The 15,628-nt window shown below is 65.2% G+C and carries 14 protein-coding genes; 11 read left to right on the forward strand and 3 right to left on the reverse strand.

What is annotated here, in order from left to right; genetic code table 11:
• Positions 1-19 precede the first annotated feature (19 nt).
• The gene (locus C7449_RS13850; RefSeq protein WP_146165084.1) at positions 20-439 is read left to right on the forward strand and encodes a hypothetical protein; all 420 of its coding nucleotides are present in this window, start codon (positions 20-22) and stop codon (positions 437-439) included.
• A gap of 4 nt (positions 440-443) precedes the next feature.
• Here the strand turns inward: C7449_RS13850 and C7449_RS13855 are convergent, their stop codons facing one another.
• Positions 444-1,223 (reverse strand): gamma-glutamyl-gamma-aminobutyrate hydrolase family protein, encoded by a 780-nt coding sequence (locus C7449_RS13855; protein WP_108003397.1) that lies wholly within the window; start codon positions 1,221-1,223, stop codon positions 444-446.
• Positions 1,224-1,682: 459 nt separating this feature from the next.
• Between C7449_RS13855 and C7449_RS13860 the strand changes: the two genes are divergently transcribed.
• The 6 genes from C7449_RS13860 to C7449_RS13885 all read left to right on the forward strand — a co-directional run bounded on the left by C7449_RS13860 (position 1,683) and on the right by C7449_RS13885 (position 8,406).
• A complete protein-coding gene (locus tag C7449_RS13860; protein ID WP_108003398.1) occupies positions 1,683-3,971 on the forward strand; it encodes a putative bifunctional diguanylate cyclase/phosphodiesterase in 2,289 nt (762 codons plus the stop codon).
• A 187-nt stretch (positions 3,972-4,158) separates the two neighbouring features.
• Complete coding sequence (locus tag C7449_RS13865; protein ID WP_108003399.1) at positions 4,159-4,929, forward strand: N-acyl amino acid synthase FeeM domain-containing protein; 771 nt, start codon at positions 4,159-4,161, stop codon at positions 4,927-4,929.
• A gap of 197 nt (positions 4,930-5,126) precedes the next feature.
• A complete protein-coding gene (locus C7449_RS13870; RefSeq protein WP_108003400.1) occupies positions 5,127-5,351 on the forward strand; it encodes an aa3-type cytochrome c oxidase subunit IV in 225 nt (74 codons plus the stop codon).
• An 85-nt stretch (positions 5,352-5,436) separates the two neighbouring features.
• Positions 5,437-6,588 (forward strand): Re/Si-specific NAD(P)(+) transhydrogenase subunit alpha, encoded by a 1,152-nt coding sequence (locus tag C7449_RS13875; RefSeq protein WP_108003401.1) that lies wholly within the window; start codon positions 5,437-5,439, stop codon positions 6,586-6,588.
• Positions 6,588-6,998, forward strand: a complete 411-nt coding sequence (locus C7449_RS13880) for an NAD(P) transhydrogenase subunit alpha (RefSeq protein ID WP_108003402.1) — start codon at positions 6,588-6,590, stop codon at positions 6,996-6,998. The genes C7449_RS13875 and C7449_RS13880 overlap by 1 nt, the downstream gene beginning before the upstream one ends.
• Before the next feature lie 10 nt (positions 6,999-7,008).
• On the forward strand, positions 7,009-8,406 hold the full coding sequence (locus C7449_RS13885; protein ID WP_108003403.1) for an NAD(P)(+) transhydrogenase (Re/Si-specific) subunit beta: 1,398 nt from the start codon (positions 7,009-7,011) through the stop codon (positions 8,404-8,406).
• A gap of 312 nt (positions 8,407-8,718) precedes the next feature.
• Here the strand turns inward: C7449_RS13885 and C7449_RS13890 are convergent, their stop codons facing one another.
• Both C7449_RS13890 and rpsU read right to left on the reverse strand, forming a co-directional pair.
• Positions 8,719-9,603 carry a tetratricopeptide repeat protein gene (locus tag C7449_RS13890; RefSeq protein WP_108003404.1) on the reverse strand — a complete coding sequence of 295 codons (885 nt, stop codon included), beginning with the start codon at positions 9,601-9,603 and terminating at the stop codon, positions 8,719-8,721.
• 260 nt (positions 9,604-9,863) lie between these two features.
• Entirely contained in the window at positions 9,864-10,091 is a 228-nt protein-coding gene (gene rpsU, locus C7449_RS13895; protein WP_108003405.1) for a 30S ribosomal protein S21, read from the reverse strand.
• Between the two features lie 342 nt (positions 10,092-10,433).
• On the opposite strand from rpsU, the gene C7449_RS13900 reads away from it, so the two are divergent.
• Genes C7449_RS13900 through soxG form a run of 4 tightly spaced genes read left to right on the forward strand, consistent with a single transcriptional unit; the run spans position 10,434 to position 15,621 of the window.
• Positions 10,434-11,687, forward strand: coding sequence for a sarcosine oxidase subunit beta (locus C7449_RS13900; RefSeq protein ID WP_108003406.1), 1,254 nt, complete (start codon positions 10,434-10,436; stop codon positions 11,685-11,687).
• 58 nt (positions 11,688-11,745) lie between these two features.
• Complete coding sequence (locus C7449_RS13905; protein ID WP_108003407.1) at positions 11,746-12,090, forward strand: sarcosine oxidase subunit delta; 345 nt, start codon at positions 11,746-11,748, stop codon at positions 12,088-12,090.
• Positions 12,087-15,080: a sarcosine oxidase subunit alpha gene (locus tag C7449_RS13910; RefSeq protein ID WP_108003408.1), complete on the forward strand. Its 2,994-nt coding sequence runs from the start codon at positions 12,087-12,089 to the stop codon at positions 15,078-15,080. The genes C7449_RS13905 and C7449_RS13910 overlap by 4 nt, the downstream gene beginning before the upstream one ends.
• Complete coding sequence (soxG, locus tag C7449_RS13915) at positions 15,073-15,621, forward strand: sarcosine oxidase subunit gamma family protein (RefSeq protein ID WP_108003409.1); 549 nt, start codon at positions 15,073-15,075, stop codon at positions 15,619-15,621. Before C7449_RS13910 ends, soxG begins: the two co-directional genes overlap by 8 nt.
• Positions 15,622-15,628 lie beyond the last annotated feature (7 nt).

Genomic DNA, 15,628 nt, shown 5'->3' on the forward strand with positions numbered 1-15,628 from the left:
CGCGAACGTGGAGCAGGCCATGCGAAAACTGATCATCCCCGGCCTTGGTGCGTTCGCTCTTCTTGCCGGTCTCTGGTCGATCGGCATGGGCGCCGCACCGGATACGGACCCGGTCGTCTCCAGTTCGATTGGCGTAGCGGGTAAGCTGGCAGGCGGCGCGGCATTCACCGTCTCCAACATCGAAGCGGGAACCACCTGCCGCGTCGAGCGCGGTGAAAGACTGACCCACCGCCGCCTGCGGTTCACGGCCAGGGATTCCTGCGAGGACGTCTATGCCGGCCTGTCGCGCGCCGCGACCTGGACGGATACCGGCGACGGCACCGCCGTCGTGACCGATGCCTCAGGCGCAGTAATCCTGGCGTTCGTCCAGAGCGACGGCCTTGCCTACGAGGTGCTCGATCCGCCGAGTCCGGCGATCACCATGCGGGCGACGGATTGAGGTTTTAGCCGGCTGCCTGCCGCACCGGCTGGGGGTGCTTCGCCGCGGCATAGTCGCGGACGGCCTCGCCGAACGCCTTGAACAGCCGGTTCGAGGGCTCGTCCGAGCCGACCCAGTACTCCGGGTGCCATTGCACGCCCACCGCAAAGCCCTTCGCGCCGATCACGGAGACGGCCTCGATCGTGCCGTCCTCGGCCAGGGCCTCGACGGCCAGCCGCGGGGCGGTGGCCGAAATCGCCTGGCGGTGCAGCGAATTCACGCGCACGGTGCCGGCGCCGATGATCGAGGCGAGGCAGCTGCCTTCCTTGACGATGACGTCCTGGCGGATGCCGTAGGCGACGTCCAGGTCGGTCGTGTCTGGCTTGCGATGGTCCCAGTTTCCGGGAATTTCCTGGATTTCGTTGGCGAGCGTGCCGCCGAGAGCGACGTTCAGCTCCTGCAGGCCGCGGCAGATGGCCAAGAGCGGGATGCCGCGCTCCAGCGCGCGCTTGATCAGCGGAAGTGAGGTGGCGTCACGGGCCAGGTCGAACGGGCCGTCTGCCTCGGTTGCTTCCTGCCCCCAATGCGAGGGATGCACGTTGGTGCGCGAGCCGGTCACAAGCAGCCCGTCGACCCGGTCGAGGATCTCGTCGAAATCATGCCCGCTTTCGAACGCCGGCACCAGGAACGGAATGACGCCGGCGCCCTTGACGGCCGCCCGGACGTACTGGTTCGGGGTGGCCTGCCAGACATTGCCTTCGATTTCACGGATGTCCGCAGGGACGGCGACGACAGGTTTCGGCATACTGGATCTCCGATCGAATGGCGCATGTCCAGCGGCGCGGCGCATTGCGACCCGTTGTTTGGCGCTCGCTTCGACATGGCTTTGCCGTCAATTCGCAATCCAGTCAATCGCCAAGCAGCGCGCCCCGGCGGAAAAGTCGCAGTCGCGGTGCTGCGGAGCGAACCGCCTCGGTTACGATTGGATAACCATCCGGAAAGATAATCGGTCGGTGTGGATGACAACCGCGTGATGCTGGGTGCCCGGATGGGGACGCTCGCCAAGGCGCTGAATCCGCGGATTATGGCGATGTTTGGTTGCAGGTGCGCGGTTTTTGGGCGCCCCTTGCAATATTCGGTTGAGAGGAGCGGGGGAGAAAACGCGCTTGATCGGCGCAAATGCGCGTGAAAGCAGGTGATTTCGCGAAATCAATCATTAAAAGTTCGCCGGTAACCCTCTCCTGTCACTGGGAGCGCCGAGTCCATGAAGGATCGAGGTCATAGCCAGCTGCCGACCGACGTGTACCTGTCGTTCGTCAGTTCGCTGTACGGAAATCGCCAGACCCTGTTCGTCGGCATGATCTCTCATGTCGTCACCTTCACGTTCGTCTATGCCAAGACGGGCGACCCCTTCTATCTCGCATGCTGCGCTGCCGTCATCCTAGTCTGGGCGTTGCGTGCGCACGGCATGCGCCGTTTCGACCGTGTCGACCAGTCGAGGCTCGACGATGACGGGATCCGCTATTGGGAAAACTGGTACAATGCCGGGGCGGTGGGGACTACGCTGGCGCTTGGCATCGCCTGTGGCTACAGCCTTCTCGTCAGCCGGGACAGCTTTGCGGAACTTGCCTGTATAGCCGTGACGCTCGCCACCATGGTGTCGGTCGTCGGCCGAAACTGCGGTTCGAGCCGGGCGGTCGACTACATGTGCTTTTCCGCCTGCTTTCCGATGGTGGTCGGCTTCCTCGGCCTGCAGGAATTCTATCACGCCGTACTGGCGGTGCTGATCCTGCCGTTCATCCTGACGACCAGGATCATGGCCAACGGCGTGCGCAGCTTCCTGCACAAGGCGGCGCTTGCCACCCGGGAGATCGCGACGATTGCCGACCGTTTCGACGCGGCGCTCAACAACATGCCGCACGGGCTGTTCATGCTCGACGCCGAGCACCGGATCCTGGTCGCCAACCGCCGTGCCTGTGAGCTTCTGCAGCTCGGCGACAAGGAGCGGCTGAAGGATTGCCACCTTGACGTCGTGCTGCGCTATGGCGTGCGCAGCACCTTCATGAAGGCCGAGCAGAGCCGGGCGGTGCTGGAGAAGCTGAACGAACTGCTCGCGGGCAAGTGCTCGCGTGCGCTTGTGCAGGTAACCGACGACTTCTACCTGGAGTTTAGCGCCAGCCCGCGCGAGAACGGCGGCGCCGTGCTGATCTTCGAAGACGTCACGGCGCGCATGCGGGCGGAAAGCAAGATCCTCCACATGAACCGCTACAACAGCCTTACCGGGCTGCCGAACCGCGCCTATTTCGCCGATCTGGTGCAAGCGGCGCTGGCGGAGCGCCAGCGGCCAGGCACCGTCGGGTTCATGGTGCTCGACGTCGACGACTTCAAGCATGTCAACGACATGAAGGGCCACGTCACCGGCGACCGGCTGCTGTGCAAGGTCGCCGAGCGTTTGCGCAAGGTAGCCGGCGACAAGGCGGTCGCCGGTCATCTCATGGGCGACGAATTCATCCTGTTCTTCCCCAACGAGAACAACCGCAACGACCTCGAGGACCGGATGCGCCGGATGCATGCCCAGATGCGCGGCTCTTTCGATCTGGGCGAAACGTCCGTCCGGGTCTCGCTCAGCGCCGGCTGCGTGCTCTGCGAAAGCGACGAGTTCCGCATGGAGGACATGCAGATCAAGGCGGATCTGGCGCTGTTCGAGACGAAGTCGCGCGCCAAGGGCAGCCTCACCGTCTTCGAAGATGAAATGGATGCCCGCTACATCGAACGGCAAAAGCTGCAACAGGACCTGCGAGAGGCCGTGGCAAGGAACGAGCTGTCGGTCGCATACCAGCCGATGTTCCTGCCGGACGGCTCGCGGATCGAGTGCTGCGAGGCGCTGGCGCGCTGGACGCATGCCGAACACGGGCCCGTGTCGCCCACCGTGTTCATCCAGATCGCCGAGGAGATCGGGATCGTGTCCGAGATCACCCGGCGCGTCATCGAGCGGGCCTGCATCGATTGCGCGCGCTGGCCCGAGCACATGGGGGTTTCCGTCAACCTTTCGGTCCATGACCTGCGGAATTCCGAGATCGTCGGAGTCATTACGGATGCACTGGTCCGGTCCGACCTGAAGCCCTCGCGGCTCCATCTGGAAGTCACCGAAAGCTGTCTGATGGAGGAGACCGCCAATGTGCCGGCGGTGCTGCAGGAACTTCGCGCGCGTGGCATCACGATCGCCATCGACGATTTCGGCACCGGCTATTCCAGCCTCAGCTATCTCGACGCCCTGCCGCTCGACGTCATCAAGATCGACCGTTCGTTCGTCCGCAACATCGGCGAGTCGTCCCGCCGGTTCAAGTTGCTGCGCGGGACTGTCAACCTGTCGCGGGAGCTGGGACTTCGGATCGTGGTCGAAGGCGTGGAAACGCGCGAGCAACTCGAACTGATCAACAAGTACAACTGCGCCGATCTTGTTCAGGGCTATGTCTTCGCCGCTCCCATGTCGACGGCGGCGATCATGGACCTCACCGAAACGCTGGCCCGCAAGGCCGCGGTACACGCGTAAAGCGCGGCCAGACGGTCGTCCGCCCTCTTCGCCATCAAGTCTGAGTATATGCTAAAACGCTGATTTTATGTATGTCTTAAAATATTGTTAACGTTAATAACTAGCAATTTACACAAATTGTCCGAAATGGTTGAGTGTTCGTAAGCGGTGCAGCGGCCGTGGTCATTCAATCGGGGATTTGTGTTTTATGGCGAGTGCGCAGTCGACGTCCGAGCGTTTTTCCGAAAAGCTCATGCAGTTGCTCGACCGGGTGGAATATCGGCGGGTCGAGACCGGCGAAGACATGGAGGAGGTCGCCCGCATCCGCTACAAGGCCTACAAGGCCGGCAGCGTTATGCATCTGGGAGACGATTCGCCGCTCCTGATCGATGAAGTCGATTTCGACAGCCACGCCTATGTGTTTGGCATCTACTATGAAGAGCGGCTGATCTCGACCGTCCGGCTGCACCACGTGACGCCGGAGCACCGCGTCACCTCGTCCGGCAAGGTGTTTCCCGACGAAATCAACGCCTTTCTTGACGCGGGCATGTCGCTGATCGACCCGGTTCGCCTCGCCGCCGATCCGGAAGTCTGGAACGAGATGCCGGCGATCCCCTATCTGACGCTGCGGCTGGCGACGATGGCCACCGACTATTTCCAGGTCGACCGCTGTCTGCAAATGGTCAAGCCGGCGCACGCCGCTTTCTATAAGCGGGTGTTCGACGCAGACTTCGTTGCTTCGCCAAAGAGCAACCATGGCAAGTTCATCATTGACCTCATGCTGATGGCCACCCGCGTCAAGGAGGTGCTGCCGCGGCTCTACCAGCGCTTCCCGTTCTTCAAGTCCGAGGCGTTCGAGCGGCGGATGATGTTCGACCGCAGCGCCGAGATGAGCCCGCTGACGGTGCGGCCAACCGCCCGGCTCGCTCATTTCGGCTCGAGCCGGATCCAGATCGGACAGGCGGCGCGCGCAAGCTGATGGCAACAAGCGCGGCGCGTCGGCTCGGTCCGGTCGATATTTGCCGGATGCGACCTCCGGGCGCGTTGCGCTTTGTCAAGGCTTTGTGTATGGGCTGAAATCGTACGAATTGGCGCGATGGAGGCAACTTTCGCGCGCGCATCGGCGACGGGGCGGTCCTGACGGTTCAGGGCCGGACGCAGACAGGAGACGACAGCATGGCTGAACATCATACCGGACCGCTCGAGACGGGTGCTTCGATGGACTATCCCGAGCACGAGAAGACGTACAACCTGTTCCTGCACCTGATCAAGTATGGAACGATGTTCTGCGTCACGCTGCTGATCGCGATGGCTGCCGCCTTCTTCACCGCTGCCGGCTTCTTCTCGTCGCTCTTCCTTCTGATCGTCCTCAACATCGTCGGCTTCTTCATCCTGCGCTAGTTGTTCTGCGGCAGGATCATCGACTGCCGCGCCCTCTGAAGGGGGCGGGATGCACAGCGCGGCCTGACTGGGGGAGGATTGGCGTGTGAGTGGGATCGTATTCGTCGCACGGGAGACAGACCCTGCGGAAAGCCGCGTCGCGGCGTCGGTGGAAACCGTCAAGAAGATGAAGGCGCTCGGCTTCGACGTCGTCGTCGAAACCGGCGCGGGCCACGCCTCGCGCATCTCCGATGCCGATTTCGAAGGGGCAGGGGCGCGGATCGGCTCGGCCGCCGACGGCAAGAGCGCCGATGTGGTGCTCCGGGTGCGCCGTCCAACCGACAAGGATATCAAGTCCTACAAACCCGGCGCGATCGTGATCGCGATCATGGATCCCTACGGCAACGACAAGGCGCTTGCCGCCATGGCCAAGGCCGGGCTGACCGCGTTCGCCATGGAACTGATGCCGCGCATCACCCGCGCCCAGTCGATGGACGTGCTCTCGTCGCAGGCAAACCTCGCCGGCTACCAGGCGGTCATCGACGCCGCCGCCGAGTATGACCGGGCCATGCCGATGATGATGACGGCGGCGGGCACCGTACCGGCCGCCAAGGTGTTCGTGATGGGCGCCGGCGTCGCCGGCCTGCAGGCGATCGCCACCGCCCGCCGGCTTGGCGCTGCCGTGTCCGCCACCGACGTCCGCCCCGCCGCCAAGGAGCAGGTCGCCTCGCTCGGCGCAAAGTTCATCGCCGTCGAGGACGACGAGTTCAAGGCGGCCGAGACCGCCGGCGGCTATGCCAAGGAAATGTCGAAGGAATACCAGTCGAAGCAGGCGTCCCTCGTCGCCGACCACATCGCCAAGCAGGATATCGTCATCACCACCGCTCTCATCCCCGGCCGTCCGGCGCCGCGACTGGTCACGCGCGCCATGCTGAAGAGCATGAAGGCCGGCTCGATCGCCGTCGACCTCGCCGTCGAGCGAGGCGGCAACATCGAGGGCTCGGAAGCCGGCAAGGTCGTCGACGTCGACGGCGTCAAGGTGATTGGCTATCTCAACGTGCCCGGCCGCATCGCCGCCTCCGCATCGCTGCTCTACGCCAAGAACCTCGTCACCTTCCTGGAAACGCTGGTGAACAAGGAAGCAAAAACGCTCGCCGTCAACCCCGACGACGAACTGGTCAAGGCAACCATGCTCACCCATGCGGGCCAGGTCGTCCACCCGGCCTTTGCTGCCGCCCCGACCGAGGAGAACGCGTGATGGCCAACGAACTCCTGGACAAGGCACTCGCCGATCTCGAGCGCGCCGTCGAAGCGGTCCGCACCGCGGCCGAATATTCCCCCGATGCCGCCGGTGCCGTCGCGCACGGCGTCTCCGGCGGGGTGATTGACCCGTTCGTCTTCCGGCTGGCGATCTTCGTGCTGTCGATCTTTGTCGGCTACTACGTCGTCTGGTCGGTGACGCCGGCGCTGCACACGCCGCTGATGGCGGTGACCAACGCGATCTCGTCGGTCATCGTCGTCGGCGCACTGCTCGCCGTCGGCATCTCGCTGTCCGGCATCGCCACCGGGTTCGGCTTCGTCGCGCTCGTGCTTGCCTCGGTCAACATCTTCGGCGGCTTCCTCGTCACCCAGCGCATGCTGGCGATGTACAAGAAAAAAGAGAAGTGAGGGCCGGCTGATGTCTCAGAATCTCGCAGCCTTCCTCTATCTCGTCTCGGGCGTGCTGTTCATCATGGCGCTGCGCGGCCTGTCGCACCCGACCACCAGCCGGCGCGGCAACATGCTCGGCATGACCGGCATGGGCATTGCCATCGTCACGACGCTGATCCTGGCCGCGCCCTCTATCGGCGGGTTGCTGCTGATCGTCGTCGGCCTGGCGCTCGGCGGGGGTGCGGGCGCCTATATCGCCCGCTCGATCCCGATGACCTCGATGCCGCAACTCGTCGCCGGCTTCCACTCGCTGGTTGGTCTAGCCGCCGTGCTCGTGGCCGCCGCAGCGCTCTATTCGCCGGCCGCCTTCGGCATCGGCGAGGTCGGCTCGATCCACGGCCAGGCGCTGGTGGAAATGGCGCTCGGTGTCGCGATCGGCGCGATCACCTTCACCGGCTCGATCATCGCCTTCCTGAAACTCGACGGCCGCATGTCGGGCAAGCCGATCATGCTTCCCTCGCGGCACGTGATCAATGCCGCGCTGCTGGCGCTGATCGTCTTCTTCATCGTCGGGCTGGCGCTCACCGAGAGCCACTTCAACTTCTGGGCGATCGTGCTGCTGTCGCTGGTGCTCGGCGTGCTGATCATCATTCCGATCGGCGGCGCCGACATGCCCGTCGTCGTCTCGATGCTGAACTCTTATTCGGGTTGGGCGGCAGCCGGCATCGGCTTCACCCTCGGCAACCTGGCGCTGATCATCACCGGCGCGCTGGTCGGCTCGTCCGGTGCGATCCTGTCCTACATCATGTGCAAGGGCATGAACCGCTCATTCATCTCGGTCATCCTCGGCGGCTTCGGCGGCGAGACGGCGGCCGTGGTCGACGACGGCATCCAGCGCACCGTCAAGCAGGGCTCAGCCGACGACGCCGCCTTCCTGATGGCGAATGCCTCCAAGGTCATCATCGTGCCGGGCTACGGCATGGCGGTGGCCCAGGCGCAGCACGCGCTGCGCGAACTCGCCGACAAGCTGAAGGAGAACGGCGTCGAGGTGAAATACGCCATCCATCCGGTGGCAGGCCGGATGCCGGGGCACATGAACGTGCTGCTTGCCGAAGCGAACGTCCCCTATGACGAGGTGTTTGAACTCGAGGACATCAACTCCGAGTTCGCCCAGGCCGACGTCGCCTACGTCATCGGCGCCAACGACGTCACCAACCCGGCCGCCCGCGACGACAAGTCGTCGCCGATCTTCGGCATGCCGATCCTCGACGTCGACAAGGCCAAGACCTGCCTGTTCGTCAAGCGTTCGCTCGGCTCCGGCTATGCCGGCATCGACAATACGCTGTTCTACAAGGACGGCACGATGATGCTGCTCGGCGACGCCAAGAAGATGACGGAAGACATCGTCAAGGCGATGAACCACTGAGCCGACGCGATCGTCGGAATGCACAAGGCCCGCGAGACCATCGCGGGCCTTGGTGCTGATGCGCCTGATGCTAGCAGCGTGACCCGGCTCGTTTACTCCGTCACCCCGAACTTGATCCGGGGTCCGGCAGCGCCGCGTCTGCGGCGTAAAAAGAGTCTTTTGCGCTTAAAGGACTTGAGCGCGCTGGATGCCGGATCAATTCCGGCATGACGGAACCGTCGGCGCCGGTCGAAGTAATGTCCTGGTGGGGATTTTTTCAGCGGAGCCCGCGATCGGGTCGCGGGCTGACTTTCTGCATCGGGTGAGGCCGGGTTACGCCGCTCCGCCGCGGGTGCGCGCCAGGCCGTCCTTGGCCGGCTGGTACTTGGGGTCGAGCTGCAGCGCGTGCGAATAGGACTTGGCGGCCTTGGCCATGTCGCCGCGGCGCTCGTAGATCAGCGCCTGGTTGGCCCAGGACTCGGCCACCTTGCCGTCGAGCGTGATCGCGGTGTTGAAATCGGCGAACGCGTTGTCGTCGTCCCCTTGCGCGGCGTAGGAGAGGCCGCGGCCGTTATAGGGCTCGGGCGAGGTGGAAGAGAGCGAGATCGCCTTGGAGAAATCCTCGATCGCGGGGCCGTGCTGGCCACGCTTCTGGTAGATCAGGCCGCGGTTGTGAAAGGCGCGCGGGTCGGTGGTGTCGAGTTCGATCGCCTTGTTGAAGTCGGCGAAAGCGGCATCGACGCGGCCGGCCTGGCGGTACAGGTTGCCCCGGCCGATATAGGCGACGTCGTAGCTCGGGTTGATCTGCAGCGCGGCGTTGTAGTCGGCCGCCGCTTCGGCGAGGTTGCCGAGGTTGCGCTGGACGAGCGCGCGGTTGGCGTAGGCCTGGTAGAAGCGCGGGTTCAGCTGGATCGCCCTGTTGAAGTCCTCCAGCGCGTCGCGGAACCGTCCGGCGCGGCCATAGGCGGAGCCGCGGACGTTATAGCCTTCCGGATCCTGCGGATTGGCGGCAATGACGCTGGAAAGCGAGGAGATGTTCTCCGAGCTGCCCTGGGCGCGCTCGACCCGCATCAGGTCGGAGGTGGTGTTGCTCTGGCAGCCGGCCAGCAATCCCGCAGCGGCCAGGCCGACGAGGGCGGTGGCCAGCGGCCTTCGAAGACCGGCGATATGCGCGAGGCATTTCAGGGTGATGGTGGAATGCCCCGTGATAGCTGCCATTTCCAAGTTCTCGTCCCTCTCGCGGCGCCTTGCGCCATCTCCTGCTCCGGTCCCGCTGGCGGGGCGTCGCCACCCCTGTAGCCTGCCCGTCCGCCAGCGTCGCGGTAGTCCCCCGCTCGGCTGCCTGCGAAGCCGTCGCGCACCTCTGCGGCGGCGCGGAATCCGGCCCGCGGGCGATTACCCGACGCGCATCAAAAAAGGCGGCGGCGATTGCTTCGCCACCGCCAGATTGCATCTGAAAACGTCGAAAAAACGACGGATCAACGGGCCGTGCGGCCGGCGCTGATCAGGCCTTCGCGCTGGGCGCGCTTGCGGGCCAGCTTGCGGACGCGGCGGACGGCTTCTGCCTTCTCGCGGGCGCGCTTCTGCGACGGCTTTTCGTAATAGTCCCGCATCTTCATTTCGCGGAAGATACCTTCGCGCTGCATCTTCTTCTTGAGCGCGCGGAGCGCCTGATCGACGTTGTTATCGCGGACTAGTACCTGCACGTGTATCCCGTTCCTTCGGTTTGTGTTGAGCCTCGGGGATCCAGGTCGACGAGGCAAAAGCAAATATGGCTTCGCTGCCCACAGGGCGCGCGATTGGAGCGTCCGTTACCAGATCGCCGTGGCGAAGTCCATATGGGGCGACCAAAAGCGGTGGAAAATTGAATGGCCGCCGGCCGCGCACGGGACGACGCCTTTGCGGCCGGGGCGCCGCCTTTGCAGCCAGGGCAATGTCGCATCGAGGCATAAGGGGCGGTCGAATGCGTCGCAAAGAAACCGTTGCGTCCCGTCGGGATTTGCTTTCTATCGGCGATGAAATCGACCCGACATACGGAGTAGAGGCGGATGCGCAAATATTCGGTCTTTGCCGTCGCACGCGAGGCGTTGCGCGGCCACACGGGATGGGAGCCGCAATGGGCGTCGCCCGAGCCGCGCAAGGAGTATGATGTCATCATCATCGGCGCGGGCGGCCATGGTCTCGGGACCGCCTACTATCTGGCCAAGGAGCACGGCATCACCAATATCGCCGTGCTCGAGAAGGGCTGGCTCGGCGGCGGCAACACCGGCCGCAACACCACCATCATCCGCTCGAACTATCTCTATGACGAGAGTGCGGCGCTCTATAACCATGCGCTGAAGCTGTGGGACGGCCTTTCCCAGGAGCTGAACTACAACGTCATGTTCTCGCCGCGCGGCGTGATGATGCTGGCCCATAACATCCATGACATGCAGGGCTTCAAGCGCACCATCCATGCCAACCGTCTGAACGGCGTCGACAACGAATGGCTGACGCCGGAGCAGGCCAAGGAATACTGCCCGCCGCTCGATATTTCCCGGTCCGCCCGCTACCCCATCGTCGGCGCGGCGCTGCAGCGCAAGGGCGGCACCGCCCGTCACGACGCCGTCGCCTGGGGCTACGCCCGCGGCGCCTCCGATCGCGGTGTCCACATCATCCAGAACTGCGAGGTCACCGGCATCCGCCGCAATCCGGACGGTTCCGTCGCCGGCGTCGAGACGACGCGCGGGCCGATCAACGCCAAGAAGGTCGGCGTGGTTGCTGCCGGGCACACCTCTGTGGTCATGCAGATGGCCGATATCCGCATGCCGCTCCTCAGCTTTCCGCTGCAGGCGATGGTCTCCGAGCCGGTCAAGCCGATCTTCCCCTGCGTCGTCATGTCGAACACGGTGCACGCCTATATCTCGCAGTCGGACAAGGGCGAGCTGGTGATCGGTGCCGGCACCGACCAGTACCAGTCCTACTCGCAGACCGGCGGCCTGCATATCATCACCCACACGCTGGATGCGATCTGCGAACTGTTCCCGATGTTCACCCGCATGAAGATGATGCGCTCCTGGGGCGGCATCGTCGACGTGACGCCGGACCGCTCGCCGATCCTGGCCAAGACGCCGGTCAAGGGCCTCTACGTCAACTGCGGCTGGGGCACCGGCGGCTTCAAGGCGACGCCCGGCTCCGCCCATGTCTTCGCCCACACGATCGCCCGCGACGAGCCGCATCCGATCAACGCGCCCTTCACGATGGAGCGGTTCCGCACCGGCCGCCTGATCGACGAGGCTGCCGCCGCCGCCGTGGCTCACTAACCTTCTTAAATCGCCTGCGCACTCCACAAAGGAGGTGCGGCAGGCAGGAGACGACAAGATGCTGCTGATCCATTGCCCCTACTGCGAGGAAGAGCGCCCGGAACTGGAGTTCCGCGGCGCCGGCGACGCCCATATCCTGCGTCCGACCAACATCGCCGACATCTCGGATGAAGAGTTCGAGGCCTTCTTTTTCCTGCGCGACAACGTCAAGGGCCTCGTCTACGAGCGCTGGCGCCACATCCACGGTTGCGGCCGCTTCTTCAACGCCGCGCGCGACACCGTCAGCGACAAGTTCGTGACGACCTACAAGGCTGGCCTGCCGCGGCCGGACCTGTCGCCGGCACCCAAAGCGACGGAAACGACCGTCGAAACCTATGAAGCTACGGAAGGAGTGGCAGGATGAGCGGGGCCAATCGTATCGCAGGCGCTGGCCGCCTGACCCCGGCCCGCACGGCGCGGTTCACCTTCGACGGCAAGAGCTACGAGGCGCTGGAGGGTGACACCGTCGCCTCGGCGCTGCTGGCCAACGGCGTCCATCTCGTCGGCCGATCGTTCAAGTACCACCGTCCGCGCGGCATCCTGTCGGCCGGCGCCGAGGAGCCGAATGCGCTGATCGACGTCGAGCGCGACGCCGCCCGCAAGCAGCCGAACGTGCGGGCGACCGTGCAGGAGGTGTTCGACGGCGCGACGATCTCGTCGCAGAATCGCTGGCCGTCGCTCGCCTTCGACGTCGGTGGCATCAACAACCTGCTGTCGCCTTTCTTCGCGGCGGGCTTCTACTACAAGACCTTCATGTGGCCGAAAGCCGCCTGGGAGAAGTTCTACGAGCCGCGCATCCGCGCCGCTGCCGGCCTCGGCGTCGCGCCGACGCAAGCCGACACCGACCATTACACGAACCGCTTCGCCCATTGCGACGTGCTCGTCGTCGGTGCAGGTGTCGCCGGTCTTTCGGCGGCCCTTGCCGCAGCCGAGACCGGTGCCCGCGTGATCCTCTGCGACGAGCAGCCGGAAGTCGGCGGTGCGCTGCACTATGACAAGTCGGTCAAGATCGACGGCCAGGACGGCTTTGCCTGGGCGCAGGCGACCGCGGCCCGGCTCGCGGCGATGGACAACGTCACCGTCCTCACCCGCACGACCGCCTTCGGCTACTATGCGCAGAACTTCGTGGTGCTGGCGGAACGGGTCACCGAGCACCTTGCCCGTCCGGACCGCAAGCTGCCGCGCGAGCGGATGTGGCAGGTGCGCGCCAAGCGCGTCGTCCTGGCGACCGGCGCGATCGAGCGTCACATGGTGTTTGCCAACAACGATCGCCCCGGCGTCATGCTGGCATCGGCGGCGCGCACCTACCTCAACCACTTCGGCGTGGCCGTCGGCAAGAAGGTGGGCGTCTACACCGCCAACGATTCGGCCTATGAGGCCGCCTTCGACCTGCATCGGGCCGGTGTCCGGATCGCTGCGATCGTCGACAACCGCGCCAAGCCGGGCGAGGGCGTTCTCGCCGAAGCCCGCAGCCTCGGCATCGAGGTGCTGACCGGCCATTCGGTGATCGACACCAAGGGACACCGCCGCGTCAATTCCATGACGATCGCCCGCAACGGCGGCGGCGGAAAGCGCACCATCGCGATCGACGCGCTGATCATGTCGGCCGGCTGGACGCCGTCCGTGCATCTGTTCTCGCAGTCGCGCGGCAAGGTCGCCTACAATGCCGAGACCGGCCAGTTCCTGCCGGGCACCTATGCGCAGGACTGCCTGTCGGTCGGCGCATGCAACGGCACCAACGGCCTACAGGCGACCGTCGAGGAAGCGCTCGCCGCCGGCGAACTGATGGCGCGTGCGACCGGCAGCAAAGCCGGCGGCAAGGTCGAGATCCGCGCCGAGAACGCCTTCGAGTGGACCGGCGGCATGGCCGGTGCCGCCGAAGGGGCGGGCGCCAACGACAACGTCAAGGCGTTCATCGACTTCCAGAATGACGTCTGCGCCAAGGACATCCGCCTTGCGGTGCGCGAGGGCATGCACTCTATCGAGCACATCAAGCGCTTCACCACAAACGGCATGGCGACCGACCAGGGCAAGCTGTCCAACATCCATGGCCTTGCGATCGCCGCCGAGACGTTGGGCCGCGACATCCCGAAGGTTGGCCTGACCACCTTCCGCGCGCCCTACACGCCGGTGACCTACGGGACGATCATCAACCACTCGCGCGGCGAGTTGTTCGATCCGACCCGCAAGACGCCGATGCATGCCTGGGAAGAGGCGCATGGCGCCGTGTTCGAGGACGTCGGCCAGTGGAAGCGCGCCTGGTACTATCCGCGCGCCGGCGAGACCATGCATGAGGCGGTCAGCCGCGAGTGCAAGACGGTTCGCGACGTCGCCGGCGTGTTCGACGCCTCGACGCTCGGCAAGATCGAGGTGGTCGGCCCGGATGCGGCCGAGTTCCTGAACCTGATGTACACCAACGCCTGGGACACGCTGAAGCCCGGCCGCTGCCGCTACGGCATCATGCTGCGCGAGGACGGCTACGTCTATGACGACGGCGTCGTCGGCCGCATCGCCGAGGACCGCTTCCACGTCACCACCACGACCGGTGGCGCGCCGCGGGTGATGAACCACATGGAGGACTACCTCCAGACCGAGTTCCCGCACCTGAAGGTGTGGCTGACCTCGACGACGGAGCAGTGGGCGGTGATCGCCGTGCAGGGGCCGAAGGCGCGCGAGATCATCGCGCCGCTCGTCGAGGGTATCGATATCTCGAACGAGGCGTTCCCGCACATGAGCGTGCGCGAGGGCAAGATCTGCGGCGTGCCGACCCGGTTGTTCCGCATGTCGTTCACCGGCGAGACCGGCTTCGAAGTCAACGTCCCGGCCGACTACGGCCAGGCCGTCTGGGAAGCGATCTGGGCCCGGGCCGAGCCGATGGGCGCCTGCGCCTACGGCACCGAGACGATGCACGTCCTGCGCGCCGAAAAGGGCTACATCATCGTCGGCCAGGACACCGACGGCACGGTGACGCCCTTCGACGCGGGCGTCGGCTGGGCGGTCTCGAAGAAGAAGACCGATTTCGTCGGCATTCGCGGCCTGAAGCGCCCGGACCTCGTCGCCGAGGGCCGCAAGCAACTGGTCGGGCTGAAGACCAAGGACCCGACGGTGGTGCTGGAGGAGGGCGCGCATATTGTCGCCGATCCGAACCAGCCGATCCCGATGAAGATGCTCGGCCACGTCACCTCGTCCTACTGGTCGTCGAATTGCGGCCATTCGATTGCGCTGGCGCTCGTCGCCGGCGGCCAGGCCCGCATGGGCCAGACGCTCTACGTGCCGATGCCCGACCGCACGATCGCGGTCGAGGTCACCGACATGGTCTTCATCGACAAGGAAGGAGCCCGCCTCAATGGCTGAGCAAGCACTTCGCAAAGCGCCGCTCGGCGGCTTCAACGGCGGCTCCGCCGCCGCCCACGTCAGCGCGGCCGCGCCGGCCACGCGCCTATCGCTGCGGGCAGCACCCGACGCGGTCGCAGCCCTCTCCAAGGCGCTTGGGCTCGACCTGCCGACCAGGCCGAAAACCTCGGCCTCGGCCAAGGGCCAGCACGCGCTCTGGCTCGGCCCGGACGAATGGCTGCTGATCGACGAGCAGGGGGCCGACCTGGCTGCGGTTGCCGCGAAATCGGGCGTGCTGCATTCGGCGGTCGACGTCTCGCATCGCAACACCGCGATCCTCGTCGCCGGACCGAAGGCCGCGCAGGCGATCGCGAGCGCCAGCCCGCACGACCTGTCGGCCTCCGCCTTCCCGGTCGGCGCCTGCGCGCGCACCGTGCTCGGCAAGATCGAGGTGGTCATCTACCGCGCCGGCGAGCAGGAATACCGGGTCGAATGCTGGCGCTCGTTCTCGCCCTATGCGTTCGGGGTCCTGGCCGAAGGGGCGGAAGACGCGGCGCATTGAGGGCCGC

This window comes from Mycoplana dimorpha (genome assembly GCF_003046475.1).
Taxonomy (GTDB): Bacteria; Pseudomonadota; Alphaproteobacteria; order Rhizobiales; family Rhizobiaceae; genus Mycoplana; species Mycoplana dimorpha.

What these genes read in the sequence shown, in the direction of transcription:
- C7449_RS13850 (WP_146165084.1), top strand. Translation starts at nt 20, where the DNA reads ATGCGAAAACTGATCATCCCCGGCCTTGGTGCGTTCGCTCTTCTTGCC.
- C7449_RS13855 (WP_108003397.1), bottom strand. Translation starts at nt 1,223, where the DNA reads ATGCCGAAACCTGTCGTCGCCGTCCCTGCGGACATCCGTGAAATCGAA.
- C7449_RS13860 (WP_108003398.1), top strand. Translation starts at nt 1,683, where the DNA reads ATGAAGGATCGAGGTCATAGCCAGCTGCCGACCGACGTGTACCTGTCG.
- C7449_RS13865 (WP_108003399.1), top strand. Translation starts at nt 4,159, where the DNA reads ATGGCGAGTGCGCAGTCGACGTCCGAGCGTTTTTCCGAAAAGCTCATG.
- C7449_RS13870 (WP_108003400.1), top strand. Translation starts at nt 5,127, where the DNA reads ATGGCTGAACATCATACCGGACCGCTCGAGACGGGTGCTTCGATGGAC.
- C7449_RS13880 (WP_108003402.1), top strand. Translation starts at nt 6,588, where the DNA reads ATGGCCAACGAACTCCTGGACAAGGCACTCGCCGATCTCGAGCGCGCC.
- C7449_RS13885 (WP_108003403.1), top strand. Translation starts at nt 7,009, where the DNA reads ATGTCTCAGAATCTCGCAGCCTTCCTCTATCTCGTCTCGGGCGTGCTG.
- C7449_RS13890 (WP_108003404.1), bottom strand. Translation starts at nt 9,603, where the DNA reads ATGGCAGCTATCACGGGGCATTCCACCATCACCCTGAAATGCCTCGCG.
- C7449_RS13900 (WP_108003406.1), top strand. Translation starts at nt 10,434, where the DNA reads ATGCGCAAATATTCGGTCTTTGCCGTCGCACGCGAGGCGTTGCGCGGC.
- C7449_RS13905 (WP_108003407.1), top strand. Translation starts at nt 11,746, where the DNA reads ATGCTGCTGATCCATTGCCCCTACTGCGAGGAAGAGCGCCCGGAACTG.
- C7449_RS13910 (WP_108003408.1), top strand. Translation starts at nt 12,087, where the DNA reads ATGAGCGGGGCCAATCGTATCGCAGGCGCTGGCCGCCTGACCCCGGCC.
- soxG (WP_108003409.1), top strand. Translation starts at nt 15,073, where the DNA reads ATGGCTGAGCAAGCACTTCGCAAAGCGCCGCTCGGCGGCTTCAACGGC.